Raw genomic sequence first — 23,968 nt, forward strand, 5'->3', positions numbered from 1 at the left:
ACCTACCTTGGAAGTGGAATTGCGGAACCACCCAGCCACTCGCGCAACTGGGAAAAGCGATCGATGCATACCTGCGGACCAAACTCGGCCAACGCCTGCAGCGACATGGCACCATAGCCAACCGCCACCGAATGCATGCCGGCATTGCTGGCCATCTGCAGGTCGAATGCCGAATCTCCGACCATCAGCGCACGCGACGGTTCGACGCCACAATGCCCGAGGATTTCCTCAAGCATCAGCGGGTGTGGCTTGCCACGGGTCTCGTCAGCGGCGCGGGTGATGTCGAAGAACCGCTCCCAGCCATTGGCCCTGAGCACCCGATCCAGCCCGCGACGGGCCTTGCCGGTGGCCACCGCCAGGCGGTAACCCTCGGCGCGAAAGGCATCCAGCGACTCGACCACGCCATCGAACAGCGGCGAAGGTTGCTGATCCAGCGCAACGTAGACATCGGCATAGTGCTGGCGGAAGCTGGCAACCTCTGCAGGCACCAGGTGCGGGTACAAGGTGTGGATCGCCTCGTCCAAGGCCAGGCCGATGATGCCCTTGACCGCATCGTCGCTGCTCTGTGCCTCGCCGGCACGCTCTGCGGCGACGTTCATGGCCTCGACGATACGCCCAATGGAGTCGGCCAGGGTGCCATCCCAGTCGAAGATCAGTAGCTCATAGCCTTTTTTCATGGGTCAGGACGCACTCAGACGTTCAACGGTTTTCGCCCAGACCTCATCCACAGGCGCCTCGAGCTTCAACTCGCCACCGTCGGGCAGCGGTACAGTCAACGCGTAGGCATGCAGGAACAGGCGCTTGCCACCCAGCTCGCGAATTTCCCGACTGAAGTCTTCGTCGCCGTATTTGCTGTCGCCAGCGATCATGTGCCCGGCATGCAGGGTGTGCACGCGGATCTGATGGGTACGACCGGTGATCGGGCGCGCCTCGACAATGGTGGCAAAGTCACCAAAACGGCGCAGGACGCGAAACAGGGTCAGCGCCTCCTTGCCTTCATCGTTCACTTCGACCATGCGCTCGCCGGAACGCAGGTTGCTCTTGAGCAACGGCGCGTTGACCTGCTTTTTCGAGGTTGGCCAGTGGCCGCGCACCAGCGCCATGTAGCGCTTGTCGACACCATCGCCGCGCAGGGCGGCATGCAGGTGGCGCAGCATGCTGCGCTTCTTGGCGATCATCAACAGGCCAGACGTGTCGCGATCCAGGCGGTGCACCAGCTCCAGCTCCTTGGCGTCCGGGCGCAACTGGCGCAGCGCCTCGATCACCCCGAAGCTCAGGCCACTGCCGCCGTGCACGGCGATGCCGGCCGGCTTGTTCATCACGATAAGCGCTTTGTCCTCGTAGACAATGGCGGCTTCCAGACGCTGCAGCAGGCCTTGGGCCACCGGCGCCGGCTCGTCTCGTTCCGGCAAGCGGACGGGCGGAACCCGCACGATGTCGCCGGCCTGGATCTTGTACTCCGGCTTGACGCGGCCCTTGTTGACCCTCACCTCACCCTTGCGCAGGATGCGGTAGACCAGTGTCTTGGGCACGCCCTTGAGGGCCGTGATGAGGAAATTATCGATGCGTTGGCCGGCAAGCTCCGGCGCGACTTCGATCAGCTGAACGCCGGAAGTCGGAGGGGTATTGGTCGTCATTGCGAGATCATAACAATTTTTTATGGAATTGAAGCACTTAATCATTGCTGCTATAGTCGCGAACGCCGCCAAAAGCGGCAGGCCAGCGGCACCAGGCTCTTTGCCGGTCCTTGACCTTCGCAATTCTCCAGGACGCGAGGCCGTCCTACGGGGTTTTCGCCAGTTTACCGAAATGCCTGGAATCGCCACCAGCGCCGTGTAGAGAAGACCGAAAAAAAACGACAAGTGCGGTGTTTCACCTGCTTACCCGATTCTTTTCGCTGCACCTCTGCCCGCGAGTCGCTTCCACGCATCGCCCGGCGAATGCTTCGGAAATACCTGCCTTGGACATGAATGGCGCCAGCGCAGAACCAGCGCTGGCGAAAAATGCAACCCGTTGCGGATTCAGCGCGCGGCAGCACCCGAATTATCAGGGATACGTGCAGGGTGGAGATGCACAGCCCTCGGACCGTGTAGCACCGCGTCCGGCCACCAGCCCACTGACGGCTGGTGAGCGGATAAGGTCCTGAACAGATGCCCTCCGGGCGTCCACGGCTGACGGTTGATTCCTCCTCCTGACTGAGTGCACAAGGCCCGCTTGGTTGATTCGGATACCTATTCGAAGCCACCGGGGCCTTGTTGGCACCGCAGCAAACAGGACGCGTCGTCGCGACAACGGCAGGCTGGGCAACCGGCTGGTGCCGAACGTCGCTCGACACGGGGGTGGCCCGGCCACCCTTTGCGCACCTTGGCACCGACCATGAGACGTCGTGTGTGCCGAACGCCGTTTCCGGCAGCCCGGAAACCGACGGTACAACATGAAAAGAATGCTGATTAACGCGACTCAACCCGAAGAGTTGCGTGTAGCCCTGGTGGACGGCCAACGTCTCTACGACCTGGACATCGAGTCCGGCGCGCGCGAGCAGAAAAAGGCCAACATCTACAAAGGCAAGATCACCCGCATCGAACCCAGCCTCGAAGCCGCCTTCGTCGACTTCGGTTCCGAACGTCACGGCTTCCTGCCGCTGAAAGAAATCTCCCGCGAGTACTTCAAGAAGGCCCCAGAAGGCCGGGTCAACATCAAGGAAGTGCTCAGCGAAGGCCAGGAAGTCATCGTTCAGGTCGAGAAGGAAGAGCGCGGCAACAAAGGCGCCGCCCTCACCACCTTCATCAGCCTGGCCGGCCGCTACCTGGTGCTGATGCCCAACAACCCGCGTGCCGGTGGCATCTCGCGCCGCATCGAAGGCGAAGAGCGCAACGAACTGCGCGAAGCCCTGAACGGCCTGACCGTACCGGGTGACATGGGCCTGATCGTGCGCACTGCCGGCCTTGGCCGCAGCAGCGAAGAAATGCAGTGGGACCTGGATTACCTGCTGCAGCTGTGGACCGCCATCAAGGAAGCGTCCCTGGACCGCGCCGCGCCATTCCTGATCTACCAGGAAAGCAACGTCATCATCCGCGCCATCCGCGACTACCTGCGCCAGGACATCGGCGAAGTGCTGATCGACAGCATCGACGCCCAGGAAGAAGCGCTGACCTTCATCCGCCAGGTGATGCCGCAGTACGCCAGCAAGGTCAAGCTGTACGAAGACAGCGTGCCGCTGTTCAACCGCTTCCAGATCGAAAGCCAGATCGAGACCGCCTTCCAGCGCGTGGTCGACCTGCCGTCCGGTGGCTCGATCGTGATCGACCCGACCGAAGCCCTGGTGTCCATCGACATCAACTCGGCGCGCGCCACCAAAGGCAGCGACATCGAAGAAACCGCCCTGCAGACCAACCTGGAAGCGGCCGAGGAAATCGCCCGCCAGCTGCGCCTGCGTGACATCGGCGGCCTGATCGTCATCGACTTCATCGACATGACCCCGGCGAAGAACCAGCGCGCCGTTGAAGAGCGCGTTCGTGAATGCCTGGAAGCCGACCGCGCCCGCGTGCAGGTAGGCCGCATCTCGCGCTTCGGCCTGCTGGAAATGTCCCGTCAGCGCCTGCGCCCATCGCTGGGCGAAAGCAGCGGCATCGTCTGCCCACGCTGCTCCGGCACCGGCATCATCCGTGACGTCGAATCGCTGTCGCTGGCCATCCTGCGCCTGATCGAAGAAGAAGCCCTGAAGGACCGCACCGCCGAAGTACGTGCTCAAGTGCCGATCCCGGTAGCCGCGTTCCTGCTGAACGAAAAGCGTAACTCGATCACCAAGATCGAGCTGCGTACCCGTGCGCGCATCATCATCCTGCCGAACGACCACCTGGAAACCCCGCACTTCGAAGTCCAGCGCCTGCGCGACGACAACCCCGAAGTGCTGAACAACCAGTCCAGCTACGAAATCGCCGCCGCCGAAGCCGAAGAAGCGCCGCAACCGACCGCCACCCGCACCCTGGTACGCCAGGAAGCCGCAGTGAAGACGGCCCCGGCCCGCGCCAACGCACCGGTACCGGCCGCCGCTGAAGAGCCCCAGGCTGCCGCGCCGGTCGCCCCTGCCCCGAGCGTTCCGGAGCCAAGCCTGTTCAAAGGCCTGGTGAAGTCGCTGGTGAGCCTGTTCGCCGGCAAGGACGAGCCTGCCGCCGCACCAGTGGTGCCCGCCGCCGAAAAACCGGCTGCCGAGCGCAGCCCGCGCAACGAAGAACGCCGCAACGGCCGCCAGCAAAGCCGCAACCGCAACGGCCGCCGCGACGAAGAACGCAAGCCGCGTGAAGAGCGTGCCGAGCGCGCACCGCGTGAAGAGCGTGCGCCGCGCGAGGAACGCGCCCCACGCGAAGAGCGTGCACCGCGTGAAGAACGTACTCCGCGCCAGCCACGCGAAGACCGCCGTAGCAACCGCGGCGAAGAGCGCGTTCGCGAACTGCGCGAGCCGCTGGACGCTACCCCACCAGCCGAACGCGAAGAGCGCCAGCCGCGTGAAGAACGTGTAACCCGCGAAGAGCGAGCTCCACGTGAAGAGCGCGCACCGCGTGAAGAGCGTGCTCCACGCGAAGAACGCGCACCGCGCGAAGAGCGTGCCCCTCGCGAAGAACGTGCTCCACGTGAAGAACGCGCACCGCGCGAAGAGCGTGCTCCACGCGAAGAACGCGCCCCGCGCCCACCACGCGAAGAGCGCCAACCACGCGCTGCCGAAGAAGCAACCGAGCAGGCTGCCGAACTGGCCGAAGAGCAACTGCCAAGCGAAGAGCTGCTGCAAGACGAGCAGGAAGGCACCGATGGCGAGCGCCCGCGCCGCCGCTCCCGTGGCCAGCGTCGTCGCAGCAACCGTCGTGAGCGTCAGCGCAATGCCAATGGCGAGCTGATCGACGGCAGCGAAGAAGAAGGCAGCGAAGAGCAGCCACAACAGCACCAGGCCACCGAGCTGGGTGCCGAACTGGCTGCCGGCCTTGCCGTGACGGCTGCTGTCGCCAGCAGCAACATCAGCTCCGACGCAGAAGCCCAGGCCAACCAGCAGGCCGAGCGTGCTACCGCCGAAGTCGCCGCCGTTGCAGAAACCGACAACAGCGAAGCCGCCCAACCGGTCGAGCAGGTCGAAGCGGCCACCAAAGCTGAAGATGCGCCCGAGGCCCCAGCGGTCGAGCAGCCGGTCACCGAGCCAGTGGCCGCAGCCGAGGCAACTGCCGAGCCTGTGGTCGAAGTGGCCCCGCAGCCTGTCGCTGAAGATGCACCTGCTGTTGAGCCGGCCGTGGTTGCAGAAACCGTGGTCACTGAAACCCCAGCAGAAGCCCCAGCGGTAGAAGCCGGTGAGATCGAACAGGCCCCGGCCGTGGTCGAAGTCGCTCCGGTTGCCGCACAGCCTGCCCCGGTTGTCGAAGCCCAGCCAGAAGTGGTGGCCGAGCCTGCACCTGCAGTGGTCGAACCTGCCACTGTCATGCTGGCCAACGGCCGCGCACCGAACGACCCACGTGAAGTGCGTCGCCGCAAACGTGAGGCCGAGGCTGCTGCCAAAGCCGCACAGGAAGCTGCTGCAGCTTCCCAGGAACCAGCCCTGGAAGCCGCCGATGAGCACAAACCTCATCACGGCTGATAGCCAAAGCTGAATGAAAAAGCCCCGCCAGTGCAAACTGGCGGGGCTTTTTTTGGTTTGCCTGACGGGCCTCTTCGCGGGTAAACCCGCTCCTACAATGGCCTGTGTCCAACCCCCGATGTGTGTCCACCACCGATCAGCGTGTAGGAGCGGGTTTACCCGCGAATACGGTGGCGGCGGCAACGGTGAACAGCAGGTGGAAATTGGCCACTAGGCCCGGCCCTTTCGCGGGTAAACCCGCTCCTACACGACGGCCTGCGCCCAATCACCGATGTGTGTCCATCCCCGATCTGAGCTGCGCCCCAGATGTTGGACATCTGTCCATCATCTGGGGGTTTTCATGAGCAAGTACTCAACACAATTCAAGCAGTCAGCCATCCAGGCTTTCCTCAAGCGTGGCCGAGGCTTTCGCCACATCGCGGCGCTGTTTCAAATCGATCCGACTTTGCTGCGCCGTTGGGTCATGTCCTATCAGTTACATGGTGAGGCCAGCTTCGAGAAGCCTGGCGGTCATTACAGCAGCGAGTTCAAGCTTTCTGTGCTCTACCGTATGTGGCGCGAGAAGCTGTCGCTCCGGGCCACCGCAGCGTTGTTCAACCTGGGTAACTCATCTCAGGTGCGGCACTGGGAGGAACAGTATTACAGTGGCGGCTTCCAAGCCCTGTCCTCAAGCAAAAAGATATTGGTTAACCCTATGCCTAAAGCCCCGCGCAAGCCCGAAGAGACCGCTCCCAAACCTATCGAGGAGCTTACCCATGCGGAGCTGCTCAAGAGACTTCGCCAGCTTGAAGCGGAGAACGCCTACCTAAAAAAGCTCGAGGAGCTCGACGAGGAGAAGGCGAGGCTGAAGAAAGCCAGGAAAAAACCCGGCTAGTAAGGGCTTTGCGCGAACACTACCCGTTTGCCGATCTGCTCAAGGCTGCCGGCCTGCCACGCAGTACTTACTATTACCAGCTAGGGCTGCTTGAGGCCGGGGATAAGTGTGCCTCTCTCAAAATCTCGATCCAGGAGATCTGCGACCGACATCGCGGTCGTTATGGTTATCGGCGGGTTACCTCTGCGCTGCGCAGTTCTGGGCAGTTGGTTAACAGTAAAAAGGTGCGCCGGCTGATGGCTGCTCTAGACCTCAAGTGCACGGTCCGTCCGAAGAAGTACAAGGCGTATCGGGGCCTGATGGGAGAAGCCGCGCCTAATATTCTCAAGCGTAATTTCCAGGCTGATCAGCCTAACCAGAAGTGGGTTACCGATGTCACTGAGTTCAAAGTGGCGGGTGAAAAGCTGTACCTCTCGCCTGTAATGGATCTGTACAACGGCGAAATCGTGACGTATCGCACCGACACCAGACCGCGCTTCACCTTGGTCGGCGAAATGCTGGAGCGCGCGATTCAACTGCTTCCGGCGGGCAACAAACCACTGCTGCACTCGGACCAAGGATGGCACTACCGATACCCTGATTACTGTGCACGTGTGAAGGAAGCAGGGCTTGAGCAAAGCATGTCACGCAAAGGTAACTGCCTGGACAACGCCGCGATGGAGAGTTTTTTCGGCACGCTGAAATCGGAATACTTCTACCGTGAGCGCTTCAAAAGCGTCGCAGAGCTACAGGCGGGACTGGATGAGTACATCCACTATTACAACCATGACCGCATTAAAATGAAACTCAACGGCCTGAGTCCTGTGGCTTACAGAACTCAAGCTGAGGTAGCCTAGCACCGACCGTCCAACATCTGGGGCGCAGCTCAATCAGGTGTAGGAGCGGGTTTACCCGCGAATACGGTAGCGGCGGCAACGGTGAACGGCGGGTGGAAATTGGCCACCAGGCCCGGCCCTTTCGCGGGTAAACCCGCTCCTACGGGGGTTCACAGCCGGCAAATCAGTAAAGATTAGGCTCCATCTCCAGCTCAACCCCAAACCGCTCGAAGATATCCGCCTGAATCTTGCGCGCCAGCGCATACATCTGCGCTCCGCTCGCCTGGCCATAGTTGACCAGCACCAGCGACTGCAAGCGATGCACGCCAGCATCACCGTCACGATGACCCTTCCAGCCCGCCTGCTCAATCAACCAGCCCGCCGCCAGTTTCACCTGGCCATCCGCTTGGGGGTAAGCCACAACCGCGGGATACTGCGCACGAATTCGCTCGACCAGATCAGCCGTTACCACCGGGTTCTTGAAGAAGCTCCCGGCATTGCCAAGCTCTACCGGGTCTGGCAGCTTCTCGCGGCGAATGCTGCAGACTGCATCGCTGATCGCTTGCGCGGTCATCTCGGTCACACCCTGCTCAGACAGACGATGGCGCACCGGGCCATAGTCCAGATGAGCGTGCAGGGTGCGGGTCAAGGCAAAGCGCACACGCAGGATCAACCAGCGGCCGGGATTGCGCTTGAAAAGGCTGTCGCGATAGCCGAAAGCACATTCCGCCAAACTGAAGTCACGCAGCGCGCCCGTCTCACGGTCCAGGGCTGTCAGCCCGGCGAATACGTCCTTGATTTCCACCCCGTAAGCGCCCACGTTCTGCATCGGCGCAGCACCCACGGTGCCGGGGATCAGGCTGAGGTTCTCCAACCCGCAATAGCCCTGCGCCAGCGCCCATTGCACAAACGCGTGCCATGGCTCACCGGCCTCGGCTTCGACCACGATACGCTCGCCATCGTCACTGAGCACACGCCGACCGCGGCTGGCCATGTGCAGCACCAGTGCATCGATATCGCGGGTCAGCAGCAGGTTGCTGCCACCCCCGATCACCAGTACCGGCAAGCCCCTCTGCTGTGCCTGGCCCAGTGCCTGACGCACCTGCTGGTCGTCCTGCACCTGGCTGAAATAGCGCGCCTTCACGTCGATGCCGAAGGTATTGTAAGGCTTGAGCGATACCTGCTCCTGCCACTGCACTGTCATAGACGCCCCTTGATTTCCAGTACCAGCGCCTGGCAAGCCGCTTCCACCAGGTCCAGCACCTGCTCGAAGCCGTCGGCGCCACCGTAGTACGGGTCTGGCACTTCATCCAGGGCTGCACCGTAGCGGCGCAGGAACAGGTCGAGTTCGCCCACTGCCGTGGACGGGCGCAGGGCGCGCAGATCGCGCAGGTTGTGCTCATCCATGGCCAACACCAGATCGTATTCGGCGAAGTGCGATGCCTTGACCTGTTGGGCGCGTTGCTGCGACAGGTCGTAACCGCGCGCCAGCGCCGCCTTGCAGGTGCGGCTGTCTGGCGCCTTGCCGACATGCCAATCGCCGGTGCCGGCAGAAGCCACCTGCACCTTGTCAGCGAGCCCGGCGGCGTGCAATTGATGGCGCAGCACGCCTTCGGCGGTGGGCGAGCGGCAGATGTTGCCCAAGCACACGAACAGGACGCGCATCAGGCCTCCAGCAAGCGCCGTACGCGCTCCAGATCCTCAGGGGTGTCGACACCCACGGCTGGCGCCTCGATGGCGTCCTCGATGTGAATGCGTACGCCGTGCCACAGGGCACGCAGCTGCTCCAGCGCTTCAGCCTGCTCGAGCCAGCATGGGCCCCAGCTGACGAAGTCGTGCAGGAAGCCGACACGGTAGGCGTACATGCCAATATGACGGCGATAGGGCACCCCTTCCGGCAGCACGTCGCGGGCCTTGGCAAAGGTATCGCGGGCCCAGGGCAGCGGCGCTCGGCTGAACGTCAGGGCCAGGCCGTTCTTGTCACTCACCACCTTGACCGCGTTCGGGTTGAACACGGTTTCCGGTTCATGGATCGGCTCGGCCAGGGTGGCGATACCGGCTTCCGGATGCGCCGCCAGGTTGGCCGCCACCTGGTCGATGATCACCGGCGGGATCAGCGGCTCGTCGCCCTGCACGTTGACCACAATGGCGTCAGCCGGCAACCCTAGGTACGCGGCCACTTCGGCCAGGCGGTCAGTGCCCGATTCATGATCGGCACGGGTCATCAGCACTTCGGCACCGAAGGCCTGGCAGGCTTCGAGGATGCTGGTGTCGTCGGTGGCGATGACCACACGGCTGGCACCGCTCTTGCGGGCCTGCTCCCACACATGTTGCACCATTGGCTTGCCGGCAATCAGCAGCAGCGGTTTGCCTGGCAGGCGGGTGGAGCGCAGCCGGGCGGGGATTACTACCGTAAATTCCAGGCTCATTTGTCAAGACGCTCGTCGTCGGTCAGGGTGCGTGCCTCGCTTTCCAGCATGACCGGGATACCGTCGCGAATCGGGTAGGCCAGGCCAGCGCCTTTGCTGATCAGCTCGGTCTTGTCGGCGCTCAGCTTGAGCGGGCCCTTGGTGATCGGGCAGGCCAGGATATCAAGCAGTTTGGTGTCCATTGGAGGCTTCCTTTAGGCCAGGTGGCCGGAAATTGAAAACGGGCTCAGGGTTTGCGCAACAAGCGTTGCAGCTGGTTGTCGAACCAGGCGCTGAAAGCCGGCGTAGGCTGCGCTTCGACGGCCAGGTACCACCAGTCGTCAGCGGCAAAGGCCCGGCATTTCACCGCGTCCTTCTCGGTCATGACCAGCGGCAGTGGCGGGCTGAAAACCAGGCTCCGGGCACTGAACTGCGCATGGTCGGCGAAGGGATGCGGCACCGGCTGCCAGTTTAGCCCCAGCAGGGTGTTGAAGAAACGTTGCGGGTTGCCGATACCGGCCACCGCATGCAGGCGCTGGCCGGCGGGGAAATGGTCGAGCGCACGGCGCTCGCCAGTGCGCACGTTGACCAGGGCCGACGGCTGCAGGCGGAAACCAAAACCCTCGGTGCGGTCTTCGCTGGCGCCGTTGAACAGCACCGCGTCAGCCTCACGCAAGCGGTCGGCCGGCTCACGCAACGGCCCCGCCGGCAGGCAGCGGCCATTGCCCAGGCCGCGGGCAGCGTCGATCAGCACCAGTTCCAGGTCACGGGCCAGGCGGTAATGTTGCATACCGTCGTCGCACAGGATCAGGTCGAGGGGTTCGCTGGCCAGCAATGCCTGCACGGCACGGGAGCGATCGGGGTCGATCATCAGTGGCACGCCGGTGCGTTGCACGATCAGCAGCGGCTCGTCGCCCGCCTGATCGGCCGCCTGATCGGCCTGCACCCGCCAGGGCAGCTGTGGAGGCTTGGCACCATAACCGCGGCTGACCACACCCACCTTCAGCCCCTGCTGGCGACAGCGTTCGATCAGCCAGAGGATCATCGGCGTCTTGCCGGTGCCACCGACGGTGATGTTGCCCACCACAATGACCGGTACCGGTGCCCGGTAGCTGGCACTGTCACCCCTTAGAAAACGCGCGCGCTTGCGCGTGACCACGCGGCGATACAAGGCCTCCAGCGGACGCAGCAGCGCCAGCGCCGGATGCCCGGCGTACCAGGCAGCGAGCAAGCGGTCGGCGAACGCCATCAAGGCGTGCCCTGGGCCGCCTCGACGGTGGTCATGCGCAACTGGCTGAAACCGAGCTTGCCGGCAGCATCCATTGCGGTGACCACAGCCTGGTGCGGGGTCTTGCCGTCGGCGCTGATGGCCAGCGGCAGCGTGTTGTCGCCGCCCGACTCGCGCGCTATGGCCTCGCTCAGGGTGGCCAGATCGCTTTTGGGCAGCAGGTGGTTATTCACCGAATACACGCCTTCGGCGCTGATGGTGATTTCCACCAGCTTGCCCGGGTCGGCCGGCGCCGGCTCGGCGCTGGTGGCTTCGGGCAGCTCGACGCGAAGTTGCGTTTCGCGGGTGAAGGTGGTGGTAACCACGAAGAACAGCAGCAGGACGAACACCACGTCGATCAGCGACGCCAGGTTGATGTCGACGTTCTCCCGCTGGCGATTGCGCCGGAACTTCACGCCTTGCCTCCGGCCACTTCCACTTCACGGTCGCCCTGGATCACTTCCACCAGCTTGATCGCCTCCTGCTCCATGCCGACCACCAGCTCATCGATGCGGCGCAGCAGGAAGCGGTGGAAGAACACCGCCGGGATACCGACCATCAGGCCTGCCGCAGTGGTGACCAGGGCCTTGGAGATACCACCGGCCAGCACGGCGGCGTTGGCGGTCATCTGCGAGCCCATGAAGGCGCTGAAAATGTCGATCATGCCCAGCACGGTGCCCAGCAGGCCCAGCAGAGGCGCCATGGCGGCGATGGTGCCGAGGGTGCTGATGTAGCGTTCCAGTTCGTGGATGACGCGCGAGGCGGCCTCCTCGATGCACTCTTTCATGATTTCACGACCATGGCGCGAGTTGGCGAGGCCCGCTGCCAGGATTTCGCCCAGTGGCGAATCGGCCCGCAGCGCCTTGAGCTTGTCACTGGTCAGTTGCTTGTCCTTGATCCACATCCACACCTGGCCCAGCAGGTGGGGCGGGGTGACGCGGCTGGCACGCAGGGTCCACAGGCGCTCGACGACGATAGCCATGGCAACGATGGAACTCAGAATGATCGGCAGCATCATCCAACCACCGGACTTGACCAATTCCCACACAGTAAACGCCCCTTCGGAAAAAGGCCGCCACTCTACCATAGGCGCGCCGAGGGCTCATCTGCCGGAGGTCAGGGAATTAGGCTGTCGGGCTACCGGGTCGGCCCTCTGGGCCGTGCAGTACCTGTGGCAGCGGCTTTACCCGCGAAAGGGCCAGATCAGCCACCCCCCACATCACGCCAGAATCGCCGCTGTCGGCGCACACCCTCAACCTCCCCATGCCGCCCCAGCACCAACCGCAATGCCCCCTCCACTGCCGTATCATGCATCACCACCCCATGCCGCTTATACCGCTCGACCACCTGCACGTGGGGGTGCCCGAAGCTGTTGTTGCGCCCCCGCGAAATCAATACCCCGCGCGGTGCGGTAGCCCGGACGAACGCCTCGGTGGACGAGCTGCGACTGCCATGATGCGGCGCCTGCAGCCAGTCGATACGCGGCACTTCAGTGTCCGCCAGCCAGGCCCGTTCGGCAGCAACTTCCATATCCCCCGCCAGCAGCAAGCGCTCGCCCTGCGCCTCGACCAACAGCACACAGGAACGGTCATTACTGCTCTGCCCGTCCACCCAGCGCCACAGCGAAAAGCGCACGCCATCCCAATCCCATTGCTCGCCACTGGCACAAGGCTGCAAGGGAATATCAACCAGCGCTTCCCCACCGATTATCCGCTTGATCGGCAAACCACGCGCAATGGCCTCGGCCCCGCCCGCATGATCGGCATGCGCATGGCTGATCACCATCACGTCAAGGCCGCCCACCCCCAGCTTGCGCAAGGTTGGCAGCACCACGCGTTCCCCCAAGTCGCTTTCCCCCCTGGCCGGCCCGGCATCGTAAAGCAGGCTGTGATGCCGCGTACGCAAGAGCACCGCCAGCCCCTGGCCGACATCCAGCTGCCAGACCTCGATTTGGCCAAACGGCACCGGCTCCCTGGGTACCCACAGCGCCAGCAGCATCACCCCTCCCAACCCGCGCAGCGGCACACCACGAGGCAGCAAAAGCAACAGCGCACCCAGACATACCAGCAGCCAGGCCCACCACGGCAGGGCCGGCGGCACCCATGCCGGGCGCTGTTGCGCCACCAGCGCCAGCCCGCGGAACAGCACATCCAGCAGGCCACCTGCCAGCCAGAGCAACGCCTCGCCAACGCCCGCCAGCGGCAACATCAGCGTGCCCAGCAACGCCAACGGCAAGACCGCCAGGCTGACCCACGGCACCGCCACAAGGTTGGCCAGCGGCGCACTGAGGCTCACCGGCAAGCCGGTGGCCAGCAACACCGGCAGCAAGCCGACGGCGATCACCCATTGCGCTCGTGTCCAGGCCTGCCAGGGCCGCCAACCACCCAACCGGGCACTGAAGCAGTAGATGAGCGTGGCCACGGCGGCGAACGACAGCCAGAACCCAGGCAGCAACGCCGCCAGTGGCTCGAATACAAGCACAGCGACCAGTGCAAACAGCAACGGAAAAAAAGCGCCAAGGTGGCGAAAGCGCAGACGCCAGAGCAGCACCACGGCCAGCATCAGACAGGCCCGCTGCACTGGCACCCCACCACCCGCCAGCCACCCGTAGGCCAGCGCTGCGGCCATGGCCAGGCCACAGGCCCAGGGTAACCACGGTAGCCTTGCCGGCCATAGCCCCCAACGCGCCAGCCCGGCGACCAGGCCATAGAGTAAACCGGCGACCAGGCCGATGTGCTGGCCGGAAATCACCAGCAGGTGCACCGTGCCGGTGGCCTGCAACGTCTGCCAGTCCTCCCGGGCCATGCCCGCACCATCGCCAAGCACCAGTGCCACCAGCGCTGCCTGCCGGCCATTGGCTTCGACCATCAGCAAGCGCTGACGCAGCGCATCGCGCCAACCACCGGCGACTGGCGCCAGCAACTGCCCCGCCTTGACCGTACCCGTAGCCCCCACCCGTCGCGCCAGCAACTGCGCTTCCCGGTCAGGCCCGTGCGGGTTCAGCAGCCCGGCCGGGCGTTGCAAGGTCACCGCCAGCCGCCACTGCTCGCCCGCCCGCAGCGGCGGCCCATCGAACCAGCTCAGTTGCAAACGCTGAGGCAGTTCGGCCCGCCGCGAGCGTGGCGCTTCCAGCTCGAAACGCACGCCTTGTGCAGTGCGGGCCGGCAAACCCGCCACCCGCCCCTCCAGCCACAAGGTGCGCCCCTCCAGGCCGGCAGCCAGACGATCATCAAGGGCCTGCTGAGCAGACCCGCACGCCCAACACAAGCCCAGCAGAAACCATCCCAACGGCCATACGCGGGTAAACAGGCTGCCGACAGCGCAGGCTGCCAGGGTTATCAACCATCCGACCGATGGCAATGCGGGCAGAAAGCCCAGGCACAACAGCCCGAGCGCGAGCGCAAACATCCCTGTGCGCATGAGGTAGAGCTCCAGAAGGCGAGTCACCTCCTGAGGCATAGCTCAATTGCCGGCATCGCTTGCTCAACAATTGTCACAAACTCTAAACGAGGCGGAGCAGGATTAAGGGCATACTGCCAGGGTCAACGCTCCGGGAGCCTACATGCCGCGCCGACTTTTCAAACGCTACATGCCGGACCCGACCAGCATTCGGGAACACAAGTCCTTACGCTTTTTCGGCAAATTGCTGCACGACCCCAACCTCTGGCACCTGAACCGCCATTCGGTGGCCAGAGCCATGGGTGTGGGCCTGTTCGCGGCGCTTATTCCCATCCCGATGCAGATGCTGCTGGCGGCGGCCCTGGCGATCCCGGTGCGCGGCAACCTGCCGGTCGCCGTCAGCCTGGTGTGGCTGACCAACCCGTTGACCATGCCGCCGGTGTTCTTCGTCACCTACATGACCGGTGCCTGGCTGATGCAGGTACCGCCGCGCACCCTGCCCGATGAGCTGACCTTCCAGTGGATCACCGACCAGCTGTCGACGCTGTGGCAACCCTTCCTGCTCGGCTCGGTGGTGTGCGGCGTGGTGCTGGGCATCCTTGCCTACTTCACCACCATGTTCTACTGGCGCTGGTGGGTGGGCCGGCAGTGGCGTCGTCGCCAATGCCGGTGCAAGGCTTCAGGCCCGCATGCCACGGCCGCTGACCAGCAAGCGAACGCAAACAACGTAGAGCACCGCAGTGGCCACCAGCATGAAGGTGATCGCCGTGCCAATGCTGATATCCGACACCCCTAGAATGCCGTAGCGGAACGAGTTGACCATGTGCAGCACCGGGTTGGCCAACGACACGGTCTGCCAGAACGGCGGCAGCAGGTTGATCGAGTAGAACACCCCGCCCAGGTAGGTCAGCGGCGTCAGCACGAAGGTCGGGATGATCGAGATATCGTCGAAGTTGCGCGCGAACACTGCGTTGACGAAGCCAAGCAGCGAAAAAATGGTGGCTGTCAGCAGCACCACCACCACGGTCACGCCCAGGTGGTGCACCTGCAGGTCGGTGAAGAACATCGACAGGATGGTCACGATCACCCCCACCGCCAAACCACGCAGCACCCCACCCAGCACATAGCCGACGAGAATGGTGTGCGGCGACACCGGCGACACCATCAGTTCTTCGATCGAGCGCTGGAACTTGCTGCCGAAAAAGCTCGACACCACGTTGCCGTATGAGTTGGTGATCACCGACATCATGATCAGCCCCGGCACGATGTACTGCATGTAGGTGAAGCCACCCATGTCGCCGATCTGCCGGCCAATCAGGTTACCGAAGATGACGAAGTACAGGACCATGGTGATCGCTGGCGGCAGCAACGTTTGCGGCCAGATGCGCAGGAAGCGCCGCACTTCGCGGTAGACGATGGTGTTCAGGGCGACCCAGTTAGTGCGCAGTTCCACACTCATACGGCCACCTTCGACAGGTTTTTTTCCACCAGGGACACGAACAGCTCCTCAAGTCGGTTGGTCTTGTTGCGCAGGCTCTGTACCTCGATGTTCTGCAGCGCCAGCTGGCCGAACAGCGCGGTGATGCCGATGTCCTTCTCCACCTGCACTTCCAGGCTATGCGGGGTCAGCAGCCGGCACGGGTAGCCCTGCAGTACCGGCGCCGTGGCCAGGTCCTGCTTGAGGTCGAGCACGAAGGTTTCGACATGCAGCTTGCCCAGCAACTCGCGCATGCTGGTGTTCTCGACGATGGTGCCATGGTCGATGATGCCGATGTTACGGCACAGCTGTTCAGCCTCTTCCAGGTAGTGCGTGGTGAGGATGATGGTGATGCCCTTCTGGTTCAGCTCGGTGAGGAAGCTCCACATCGAGCGGCGCAGCTCGATATCCACCCCGGCGGTGGGTTCGTCCAGGATCAGCAGACGCGGTTCGTGGATCAATGCGCGGGCAATCATCAGACGCCGCTTCATGCCGCCGGACAACGAACGCGACTGCACATCACGTTTGTCCCACAGGCCCAGCTGGGTCAGGTACTGCTCGGCGCGCTCCTTGGCCAGCTTGGGCGGGATGCCATAGTACCCGGCTTGGGTCACGACGATGTCGAAGGTCTTCTCGAACTGGTTGAAGTTGAACTCTTGCGGCACCACGCCCAGGCAACGCTTGAGCGCGGAGGGCTCGCGGTCCAGGTCGTGACCGAACACGCTCACTGTGCCGCTGGTCTTGTTCACCAGGGTCGAGAGAATGCCGATGGTGGTGGATTTGCCGGCGCCGTTGGGGCCGAGCAAGGCGAAGAAGTCGCCTTCGGCAACATCGAGGTCGATGCCTTTGAGGGCCTGAAAGCCATTGCCGTAGGTCTTGGTCAGCTGTCGGATGGACAGGGCGGAACTCATAGCGGGTCACTTACCGAAGAAAAAGGTGCAGGACACGCCAGGTAAAGTCACTGGCGCAGTGAGTGCAGCCATGGTGCAAGGCCAGGCTGCACAAGTACAGTCACATCTATTGATAATGACTATCGAAGCGGGTTCAAGTGAGCGCGGTCATCACGGCGGCCTGGTAGGCCGGGCGTTGCTTCAGGCGCTCATACCAGGCTTGAAGGTGGTACATGTCCGGGCGCTCGATGGGCAGTTCGAACCAGGCATAGATGAAGCTACCCAGTGGGATGTCGCCCATGCCGATCTGGTCACCGGACAGGTACGGCTGATTGGCCAGGGTTTCGTCGGCAATGGCCAGTAATTGCGCGCACTGCTTGTGCGCGGCGTTGATCGCCACCCAGTCGCGCTGGTCTTCCGGCGTGCGCAGCAGCCCCCAGAACAGCGGGCGGAAGGGTGCGGCGAAGGACGATGTGGTCCAGTCCATCCACTTGTCGGCCAGGGCGCGCTGGCGTGGGTCTGCCAGATACCAGCCCTGCTCCGTGCCGTACTCCGCGCACAGGTAGCGAACGATGGTGTTGGATTCCCACAAAGTCAGGTCGCCGTCTTCGAGCATCGGCACCAGGCCGTTGGGGTTGCGGGCGCGGTAGTGCGGCTCGTTGACCACGCCGAAGGCGCCGCCGGCGTCGATGGATTCGAAGTCCAGGCCCAGCTCGTGGGCGATCCACAGCGCCTTGCGCACATTGCTCGAATTCTTGCGGCCCCAGATCTTCAGCATGGCAACATCCTTTTGAGTGCGGAGGTGGCACAGTCTACTCCAGACCTTCGCCGCCTGTACGGGCCTCTTCGCGGGCAAGCCCCTGCATCGCTCGGTGATGTTGCCACGTACCGTCGTAGGAGCGGGTTTACCCGCGAAAGGGCCGGCCCTGCCGGCCAATATCCCAGATCATTCACCGTCGCAGCACCATCGCATTCGCGGGCAAGCCCGCACCTACATCGATCGGGGGGCTCGCCACATACCGTTGTAGGAGGGAATGGAACGGTACAGGCGAACACATGAACTGAAACTCCCACCGCCACACCCTGTCACTGTTCTGAACATGCCGTTCACAGCATTGCGTCTAAGCTGTCTGGGATGGCTCAAGCCCTTGGTTCCAAGGAGGACCGATTATGTTGCTGTTGTGGTTGGTGGTGCTGGTGATCGGCGCGGCGTACCTCACGCACCGGCGCCTGGCGCCCTTGCAGATTCTCGGCATCCTGGCGGCCTATGTGCTGTTGATGGGCATTTTCAGCAGTGCCCCCGGCTGGCTGCTGGCCCTGATCTGGGTGGTGCTGGCCCTGAAGATCGCCCTGGTTGCGCTCCCGCAGTGGCGACGCAAGGTGTTTACCGCCCCAGTATTCCGCTGGTTCCAGCGCACCCTGCCGCCCATGTCCCAGACTGAGCGCGAAGCCATCGACGCCGGTACCGTGTGGTGGGACGGCGAACTGTTCAGTGGCCGCCCCGACTGGCGCACCTTGCTGGCCTACCCGGCACCGAAATTGACCGATGAAGAACAGGCCTTCATCGATGGCCCGACCGAAGCACTGTGCGCCATGGTCAGCGACTGGCAGATCGGCCAGGACCTGGACTTGCCGCCCGAAGCCTGGGCACATATCAAGCAGCATGGCTTTTTCGCCCTGATCATCCCCAAGGAATACGGCGGCAAGGGCTTTTCCGCCTACGCCCACTCTCAGGTGGCGATGAAGCTGGCCACCCGCAGCGGCGACCTGGCCTCCACGGTGATGGTGCCCAACTCCCTGGGCCCTGCCGAACTGCTGCTGCATTACGGCACCGACGAACAACGCAACCACTACCTGCCCCGCCTGGCCCGAGGCGAGGAAATCCCCTGCTTCGCCCTCACCGGCCCACTGGCCGGCTCCGACGCTGGCGCCATGCCCGACACCGGCATCATCTGCAAAGGCCAGTGGCACGGCGAAGAAGTGATCGGCCTGCGCCTGAACTGGGAAAAGCGCTACATCACCCTCGGCCCGGTCGCCACCCTGCTGGGCCTGGCCTTCAAAGCCTACGACCCCGACCATCTGTTGGGCGAACAGGAGGAGCTCGGCATCAGCCTGGCCCTGATCCCCACCAACACGCCCGGCGTCGAAATCGGCAAACGTCACCTGCCGCTGGGCGCCGCCTTCATGAACGGCCCCAACAGCGGCAAAGACGTGTTCGTACCGCTGGACTTCCTGATCGGTGGCCAGGCCATGCTCGGCAAGGGCTGGATGATGTTGATGAACTGCCTGTCGGTGGGCCGCTCCATCTCACTGCCGGCGGTCGGCACCGGTGCCGCCAAGTACACCAGCCTGGTCACCGGCCAGTACGCCAATATCCGCGAGCAGTTCAACGTGCCGCTGGCCGCTTTCGAAGGCATCCAGGCATCACTGGCACGCATCGGCGGCAACGCCTGGCTGATGGACAGTGCCCGCCTGCTGACCGCCAAGGCCGTGGACCTGGGCGAGAAACCCTCGGTGCTATCGGCGATCCTCAAGTACCACCTGACCGAGCGTGGCCGCGAATGCATCCAGCACGCCATGGACGTGCACGGTGGCAAGGGCATCATCATGGGCCCGAACAACTACCTGGGCCGCAATTGGCAAGGGGCGCCGATCTTCATCACGGTCGAGGGCGCCAATATCCTTTCGCGCAACCTGATGATCTTCGGCCAGGGCGCCATCCGCTGTCACCCGTTCGTGCTCAAGGAAATGGCATTGGCCGGGCGTGAAGACCACGATCAGGCGCTCCAGGAATTCGATGACCTGCTGATGAAGCACATCCTGTTCGCCGCCGGCAATGCGGCCAGCACCCTGGTGTTCAACCTGGGGTTGGGGGTTTTCGAGAAAGTACCGGGGGACACGCTGAGCCAGGGGTACTTCCGGGCCCTCAACCGCCAGGCCGCGGCCTTTGCCCTGCTGGCAGACCTGTCGATGCTGCTGCTGGGCGGCGCGCTCAAGCGCCGGGAACGTCTGAGTGCTCGGCTGGGCGATGTACTCAGCTACCTGTACCTGTCCAGTGCCGCGCTCAAGCGCTACCACGATCTCGGCTCGCCAGAGCACATGCAGCCCCTGCTGCGCTGGGCCATGGAAGAGAGCCTGGGCCAGGCGGAGCACGCTCTGGACCGGTTGCTCGAGAACTTCCCCAACCGCTTCGTCGGCTGCGCGCTACGGGTGTTGGTGTTCCCCTTCGGTCGCCGGCACACCGGGCCGAGCGATGAGCTGGACGCCGAGGTAGCCGCGCTGATCGGGCGCAGCAAAGGGGACCCTGCACTTGAGGAGCTGCTGGCCGGTTGCTTCCGGCCGCACGCTGACGGCGACCCGGTGGCAGCCCTGCAACGGGCCTGCGACCTGCTGGCTGAGGCGACGCCAGTGCACCATGCGCTGCATCGGGCAATCAAGGAAGGCCAGGTAAGGCCCGCACCTGGGCAGTCGGTGATCGATGCGGCAGTCGAAAGCGGCGTGCTTCAGCCTGATCAGGCGCAACGCCTGCACGCGGCCGAACAAGCGCGCCGTGCGGTGATCGACGTGGATGCCTTCGACAAGGCACAGCTGCTGCCGGAGCAAGGCAAGGTACGCTGAGACAGGGGCCGTTTTGCGGCCCCTTCCCCAACCGGCGTATACTCCGCGCCCCGTTTCAACCACCCCGAGGACCGCCCCAATGGCTAACCCCCACCTGGAATATCACCTGCAACTGCTGAACCACCTGCGCACCATATTGGTGGCCCTGGGTGAAGCCGAGCAGGTGCCGGAGGAAAGCCACGCCCTGTTCCTCGAACGCTTCGACGAACTGCTGACCCTGCTGCCGCAAGCCCCGCTCGAAAGCCAATACCTGGGCCAGGACCTGATCTGCCAAGTCATCCAGCGCTACCCACAAATCGCTCACCTGGTGCCCCGCGATTTGCTGTGGTTCTTTGCCGGAGACTGCTTGCATTTCATGCCAGACGAGGAACTGGACCTTTACCAGAGACTGGAGGAGCGTCGCTACGAAGCGGAGCAGAGCGATGAACCCTTCGACTGGAATCAGGAGAAGCAACTGCTGAACGCCTCGAACCAGGGCCGCAGCCACTAAGCCGGGTTACGGCTGCCCAGCTTTCTGGGCAGCGCCCCGGGCTGTGTATTTGTGACACGCACACTGTTCTTAAATCTCGCCAAAACGAAAACCTTCTCCTACAGACCTTACCTTGCGCCTTCTCTACCCTGCATCAGGTGCCATCCCCCCAAATACGGGCACGAATGGAACATACCTGTTCAAGCTTCACGCTTGGTTTCACTTAGGAAGACGCATGAAAAAAATACTCTCCATACTCGCCATCACGTTGACCAGCAGCGCAGCAATGGCCAACAACGGCACGATGAGTTTCACCGGAACTGTCAGCCCTGGCGGCACTTGCCCAATTGATGTCGTGACACCAGGCACCGGCGTCCCCATGCCACTGTTGAACTTGGGCAACTACAAGGCAATAGACTTTAAAGGTGTCGGTCAAGAAACCCCACGGATCGGTTTTGCGCTACGGCTCACCCCAGGCGGTGGCTGCCGCCCCGGCTCAAGTGCAGTCGCGAACGTCACCTTCACCCCAGTATTCGGCCAGGCCGGTACCAGCAGCGACCTCTACGCTCTGCAGGATGGCCTCGGTTACACCAAGGGCTTGGCCCTGAAAATTTCTGACCGAACCGGTGCGCTGCTTGCGCCAGACACCCCATCCATGGACTACCCGCTGAGCGATAGCGATCCGACCGAGATGGTTTTCTCGGCCCGCCTGCAGCAAATAGCGCCAGCGGTGGAACAAGGTGATATAGCGTCGACCGTCACCTTCGTGGTCGCGATCAACTGATCATTGCCCCACGTGCTGGAACTCGGCACCTGGGGCCTCCAGATACAAAAAACCTTGAACGAAGGTTCACCCTCTCGATGTCCATCATTCAGCGATTCTTCACTTTACGGGTTGTCGCATTTGCAAGCTGCCTGGCGACCACGGTATCTCCAGCACAAGCAGCGTTGACAATCGATTCCACACGTATCGTACACGGTACCGATTCGCGCAACTCATCGGTAATCGTCGCCAATCCCAGTAACTCCACCTTCGCCGCACAGGCTTGGGTCAACACTGAAGAAGACGACACTGTCACCCCCGTCCCCTTGATCGCTTCACCCGCACTGTTCCGCCTCGACCCGGGCAAACAGCAGATGGTCCAGATCAATCGGTTGCCTAACGACTTGCCGGAAGACCGGGAGTCATTGTTCTACTTCAATGTGCAGGAGATTCCCCAGCAGTTAGAAACCAACGCGAACCTCCTTAACATCGCCCTGCGCACCCGCATCAAGCTGTTCTATCGCCCTAGCCACCTGAAAAGCCGACCCGAAGAACACCTCAAAGCGCTGAAATGGTCGGTGCAGACACTCAACGGCAAGGCCAACCTGGTTGTCGACAACCCCTCGCCTTATCATTTCACCTTCAACCAGGTGCAAGTCGGTGCGCACAACCTGCAAGCGAGAGCGATGGTGGCGCCCTTCTCACAACAAATGTATCCGTTACCAGGCAAACAGCTTGCACCCGATACCAAGGTAACCTTCTCGATCATCAACGACTACGGCGCGACATCCGAAAAACTGACAAGCGATGTTCATCTTTAGGCGGATCAGGGGACCAATGTGAGCGAGGTTCGGAAACTGCCGCTTTCAGGCCATGTCTGACCGCCATCCAGGCTCACCGTGGTCCACACGAAGAATGTAATGTCCGCTTTCAGCGTATCAAAAAAGGACCGTGGCAGGATCAGCGTTCCCCCTTGCCCAAACCCGTCCAGCATTTCCGGCTCGGTGACTGCATGCTGATCGAGCACGATATGCTCCTGCAACTGGGACTGCGCGTCATAAGCGAATGCCCTGATCGTGACACGCTGGTCGGTACTGATGAGCCCCCAAGCGACTTGGGTAACATGAACACCCTCCCCTATATCCCTCAGGCTTAGATATTGAGTGCCCGCTTCTTCTATCTGAGGCCCCGGCGCAGAGGGCCTGAATACAGTCAGCCTGACCTGGCGCTTGATCGACATATCGCCGCTGGCCAAGTAATACAGCGGGATGGTCTTGCCACTGTGGGCGGGCACATGCTTCAGCGGGACCATAAAGCTTCGGGTACCAGGCGCACCCTGAATGGTCACAGCCCCGACCTGGCCTGGTTCGCCCCACTGCATCTGCACAGGCTCCAGGCTACCGACGCCTGCATCCTCGGGGATCAATGCCTCCAGATCTTCCTCTAACGAACCGGTTTCCAGCACAATCGTTTCTTCATCACTCTCCACCCCCGACAGTTCAGGCCAGGAGAGCGTGCGTGGAGCAGGCGTGGCTGCCACTGTCAGTTGCAGGGCAGTGGATGCGGCGCTCTGATTGCCAGCACGATCATCGACTCGATAGTGCAGGAATCGCGGACCATCTCCACGCTCACGAATCATTTCACCGCCGTATTTCAACTTCGGTAGCGTCCCCGCCGCCACATCAGCCTGGGTGAGGCTGAGCACATCAACCAGTTCGTCACTACCCAGCTGCCGGTCCCAGTAATAGCTGATGCGGTCACCTACCTGGGGGGTATCGTAGGCGGGCAACGTCGCCAACAACTCATCGCCGTTCTGTTCCAGGTACACCACGGTCACACCGCCGGTGACCACCTCGGGAGGCGGCTGCACCTTATTGTCGCTCGCCAGGATTGGGGCCTGGCGGTCGATGGTCAGCATAAGTGGGTCTGAGTCTTCAGGTACACCATTGAAGATTTTTACCTGGTATTTCAGAACAGGCTCGCCCTCCCCGAGCCAATTGGCAGGAACATGCATGATGAGGTCAGCGTCCGTGACTGGAACGGTGAATGTTCTTTGCTCGACGACATCAGTGTTCCAGAACAGCGTGAGCGTTTCCGGACCCAGGTCAGGGTTGCTGTTTGGCCACATCGGCACTTCGACCCGCAGTGGATCCTTCAGCGCACTGACAGGCAACAAGTTCATCTGCCCGCCGGGCACGTTTTCCAGCATCTGGGGGACACGCGGCGTCTTGTCAATCGACAGCCCCCGCCTACCGTCTGACGACCTGACCATAACCTTCAGCCAGGTACGAAGCTTTGTGAACCACCCCTGAGCATTGAGCATGATGCATGCCCTCCCGCAATCCCAAAAAAAAGGGAAAGCAACGCTTTC

General features: G+C 62.7%; 20 protein-coding genes and 1 pseudogene. 7 read left to right on the forward strand and 14 right to left on the reverse strand.

Translation table 11 applies throughout. The annotated features are described in order from the left end of the window. Positions 1-2: 2 nt before the first annotated feature. Positions 3-677: an HAD family hydrolase gene (locus ACZ889_RS24630; RefSeq protein WP_014859693.1), complete on the reverse strand. Its 675-nt coding sequence runs from the start codon at positions 675-677 to the stop codon at positions 3-5. A gap of 3 nt (positions 678-680) precedes the next feature. After that, on the reverse strand, positions 681-1,637 hold the full coding sequence (gene rluC, locus ACZ889_RS24635) for a 23S rRNA pseudouridine(955/2504/2580) synthase RluC (RefSeq protein WP_003247149.1): 957 nt from the start codon (positions 1,635-1,637) through the stop codon (positions 681-683). Between the two features lie 797 nt (positions 1,638-2,434). Between rluC and rne the strand changes: the two genes are divergently transcribed. Both rne and ACZ889_RS24645 read left to right on the forward strand, forming a co-directional pair. Then, a complete protein-coding gene (rne, locus tag ACZ889_RS24640; protein ID WP_476257901.1) occupies positions 2,435-5,617 on the forward strand; it encodes a ribonuclease E in 3,183 nt (1,060 codons plus the stop codon). A 340-nt stretch (positions 5,618-5,957) separates the two neighbouring features. Beyond that, positions 5,958-7,327, forward strand: a protein-coding gene (locus ACZ889_RS24645) for an IS3 family transposase (protein ID WP_372340364.1) whose coding sequence is annotated in 2 segments (ribosomal slippage) — positions 5,958-6,455 and positions 6,458-7,327 — 1,368 coding nt in all. Because the reading frame shifts where the segments join, the coding sequence is not laid out codon by codon here. Positions 7,328-7,490: 163 nt separating this feature from the next. Here ACZ889_RS24645 and murB read toward each other — a convergent pair. The 8 genes from murB to ACZ889_RS24685 form a co-directional block, all read right to left on the reverse strand. Next, entirely contained in the window at positions 7,491-8,510 is a 1,020-nt protein-coding gene (murB, locus tag ACZ889_RS24650) for a UDP-N-acetylmuramate dehydrogenase (protein WP_476257902.1), read from the reverse strand. Continuing rightward, positions 8,507-8,971, reverse strand: coding sequence for a low molecular weight protein-tyrosine-phosphatase (locus tag ACZ889_RS24655; protein ID WP_004575950.1), 465 nt, complete (start codon positions 8,969-8,971; stop codon positions 8,507-8,509). The genes murB and ACZ889_RS24655 overlap by 4 nt, the downstream gene beginning before the upstream one ends. Continuing rightward, positions 8,971-9,735: a 3-deoxy-manno-octulosonate cytidylyltransferase gene (gene kdsB / locus ACZ889_RS24660; protein WP_003247143.1), complete on the reverse strand. Its 765-nt coding sequence runs from the start codon at positions 9,733-9,735 to the stop codon at positions 8,971-8,973. The genes ACZ889_RS24655 and kdsB overlap by 1 nt, the downstream gene beginning before the upstream one ends. After that, on the reverse strand, positions 9,732-9,917 hold the full coding sequence (locus ACZ889_RS24665; protein WP_003247142.1) for a Trm112 family protein: 186 nt from the start codon (positions 9,915-9,917) through the stop codon (positions 9,732-9,734). The genes kdsB and ACZ889_RS24665 overlap by 4 nt, the downstream gene beginning before the upstream one ends. Positions 9,918-9,961: 44 nt before the next feature. Next, positions 9,962-10,963, reverse strand: coding sequence for a tetraacyldisaccharide 4'-kinase (gene lpxK / locus ACZ889_RS24670; RefSeq protein WP_180689465.1), 1,002 nt, complete (start codon positions 10,961-10,963; stop codon positions 9,962-9,964). Continuing rightward, complete coding sequence (locus tag ACZ889_RS24675; RefSeq protein ID WP_014859651.1) at positions 10,963-11,397, reverse strand: ExbD/TolR family protein; 435 nt, start codon at positions 11,395-11,397, stop codon at positions 10,963-10,965. The genes lpxK and ACZ889_RS24675 overlap by 1 nt, the downstream gene beginning before the upstream one ends. After that, on the reverse strand, positions 11,394-12,029 hold the full coding sequence (locus ACZ889_RS24680) for a MotA/TolQ/ExbB proton channel family protein (RefSeq protein ID WP_003247132.1): 636 nt from the start codon (positions 12,027-12,029) through the stop codon (positions 11,394-11,396). Before ACZ889_RS24680 ends, ACZ889_RS24675 begins: the two co-directional genes overlap by 4 nt. A 155-nt stretch (positions 12,030-12,184) precedes the next feature. Then, on the reverse strand, positions 12,185-14,401 hold the full coding sequence (locus ACZ889_RS24685) for a DNA internalization-related competence protein ComEC/Rec2 (protein ID WP_180689464.1): 2,217 nt from the start codon (positions 14,399-14,401) through the stop codon (positions 12,185-12,187). Between the two features lie 142 nt (positions 14,402-14,543). On the opposite strand from ACZ889_RS24685, the pseudogene ACZ889_RS24690 reads away from it, so the two are divergent. Beyond that, positions 14,544-15,050: pseudogene (locus tag ACZ889_RS24690) on the forward strand (DUF2062 domain-containing protein); the annotation flags it as partial. 9 nt (positions 15,051-15,059) lie between these two features. Here the strand turns inward: ACZ889_RS24690 and ACZ889_RS24695 are convergent. From ACZ889_RS24695 to ACZ889_RS24705, 3 genes are all read right to left on the reverse strand, one after another. Further along, entirely contained in the window at positions 15,060-15,839 is a 780-nt protein-coding gene (locus ACZ889_RS24695; protein WP_003247128.1) for an ABC transporter permease, read from the reverse strand. Further along, positions 15,836-16,768, reverse strand: coding sequence for an ABC transporter ATP-binding protein (locus ACZ889_RS24700; RefSeq protein ID WP_476257903.1), 933 nt, complete (start codon positions 16,766-16,768; stop codon positions 15,836-15,838). Before ACZ889_RS24700 ends, ACZ889_RS24695 begins: the two co-directional genes overlap by 4 nt. A gap of 133 nt (positions 16,769-16,901) precedes the next feature. Continuing rightward, complete coding sequence (locus ACZ889_RS24705; RefSeq protein WP_003247126.1) at positions 16,902-17,525, reverse strand: glutathione S-transferase; 624 nt, start codon at positions 17,523-17,525, stop codon at positions 16,902-16,904. Positions 17,526-17,917: 392 nt separating this feature from the next. Between ACZ889_RS24705 and ACZ889_RS24710 the strand changes: the two genes are divergently transcribed. From ACZ889_RS24710 to ACZ889_RS24725, 4 genes are all read left to right on the forward strand, one after another. Continuing rightward, positions 17,918-20,365, forward strand: coding sequence for an acyl-CoA dehydrogenase (locus ACZ889_RS24710; RefSeq protein ID WP_476257904.1), 2,448 nt, complete (start codon positions 17,918-17,920; stop codon positions 20,363-20,365). A 79-nt stretch (positions 20,366-20,444) separates the two neighbouring features. After that, positions 20,445-20,855 carry a PA2817 family protein gene (locus ACZ889_RS24715; RefSeq protein WP_003247124.1) on the forward strand — a complete coding sequence of 137 codons (411 nt, stop codon included), beginning with the start codon at positions 20,445-20,447 and terminating at the stop codon, positions 20,853-20,855. A gap of 214 nt (positions 20,856-21,069) precedes the next feature. Further along, positions 21,070-21,618, forward strand: a complete 549-nt coding sequence (locus tag ACZ889_RS24720; RefSeq protein ID WP_180689461.1) for a fimbrial protein — start codon at positions 21,070-21,072, stop codon at positions 21,616-21,618. Positions 21,619-21,695: 77 nt separating this feature from the next. Then, positions 21,696-22,418, forward strand: coding sequence for a fimbrial biogenesis chaperone (locus ACZ889_RS24725; protein WP_372340169.1), 723 nt, complete (start codon positions 21,696-21,698; stop codon positions 22,416-22,418). A gap of 5 nt (positions 22,419-22,423) precedes the next feature. Here the strand turns inward: ACZ889_RS24725 and ACZ889_RS24730 are convergent, their stop codons facing one another. After that, the gene (locus ACZ889_RS24730) at positions 22,424-23,920 is read right to left on the reverse strand and encodes a hypothetical protein (protein ID WP_180689460.1); all 1,497 of its coding nucleotides are present in this window, start codon (positions 23,918-23,920) and stop codon (positions 22,424-22,426) included. Positions 23,921-23,968 lie beyond the last annotated feature (48 nt).

Source organism: Pseudomonas sp. TE3895 (assembly GCF_056278855.1).

What these genes read in the sequence shown, in the direction of transcription:
- ACZ889_RS24630 (WP_014859693.1), bottom strand. Translation starts at nt 677, where the DNA reads ATGAAAAAAGGCTATGAGCTACTGATCTTCGACTGGGATGGCACCCTG.
- rluC (WP_003247149.1), bottom strand. Translation starts at nt 1,637, where the DNA reads ATGACGACCAATACCCCTCCGACTTCCGGCGTTCAGCTGATCGAAGTC.
- rne (WP_476257901.1), top strand. Translation starts at nt 2,435, where the DNA reads ATGAAAAGAATGCTGATTAACGCGACTCAACCCGAAGAGTTGCGTGTA.
- murB (WP_476257902.1), bottom strand. Translation starts at nt 8,510, where the DNA reads ATGACAGTGCAGTGGCAGGAGCAGGTATCGCTCAAGCCTTACAATACC.
- ACZ889_RS24655 (WP_004575950.1), bottom strand. Translation starts at nt 8,971, where the DNA reads ATGCGCGTCCTGTTCGTGTGCTTGGGCAACATCTGCCGCTCGCCCACC.
- kdsB (WP_003247143.1), bottom strand. Translation starts at nt 9,735, where the DNA reads ATGAGCCTGGAATTTACGGTAGTAATCCCCGCCCGGCTGCGCTCCACC.
- ACZ889_RS24665 (WP_003247142.1), bottom strand. Translation starts at nt 9,917, where the DNA reads ATGGACACCAAACTGCTTGATATCCTGGCCTGCCCGATCACCAAGGGC.
- lpxK (WP_180689465.1), bottom strand. Translation starts at nt 10,963, where the DNA reads ATGGCGTTCGCCGACCGCTTGCTCGCTGCCTGGTACGCCGGGCATCCG.
- ACZ889_RS24685 (WP_180689464.1), bottom strand. Translation starts at nt 14,401, where the DNA reads ATGCGCACAGGGATGTTTGCGCTCGCGCTCGGGCTGTTGTGCCTGGGC.
- ACZ889_RS24695 (WP_003247128.1), bottom strand. Translation starts at nt 15,839, where the DNA reads ATGAGTGTGGAACTGCGCACTAACTGGGTCGCCCTGAACACCATCGTC.
- ACZ889_RS24700 (WP_476257903.1), bottom strand. Translation starts at nt 16,768, where the DNA reads ATGAGTTCCGCCCTGTCCATCCGACAGCTGACCAAGACCTACGGCAAT.
- ACZ889_RS24705 (WP_003247126.1), bottom strand. Translation starts at nt 17,525, where the DNA reads ATGCTGAAGATCTGGGGCCGCAAGAATTCGAGCAATGTGCGCAAGGCG.
- ACZ889_RS24710 (WP_476257904.1), top strand. Translation starts at nt 17,918, where the DNA reads ATGTTGCTGTTGTGGTTGGTGGTGCTGGTGATCGGCGCGGCGTACCTC.
- ACZ889_RS24715 (WP_003247124.1), top strand. Translation starts at nt 20,445, where the DNA reads ATGGCTAACCCCCACCTGGAATATCACCTGCAACTGCTGAACCACCTG.
- ACZ889_RS24720 (WP_180689461.1), top strand. Translation starts at nt 21,070, where the DNA reads ATGAAAAAAATACTCTCCATACTCGCCATCACGTTGACCAGCAGCGCA.
- ACZ889_RS24725 (WP_372340169.1), top strand. Translation starts at nt 21,696, where the DNA reads ATGTCCATCATTCAGCGATTCTTCACTTTACGGGTTGTCGCATTTGCA.
- ACZ889_RS24730 (WP_180689460.1), bottom strand. Translation starts at nt 23,920, where the DNA reads ATGCTCAATGCTCAGGGGTGGTTCACAAAGCTTCGTACCTGGCTGAAG.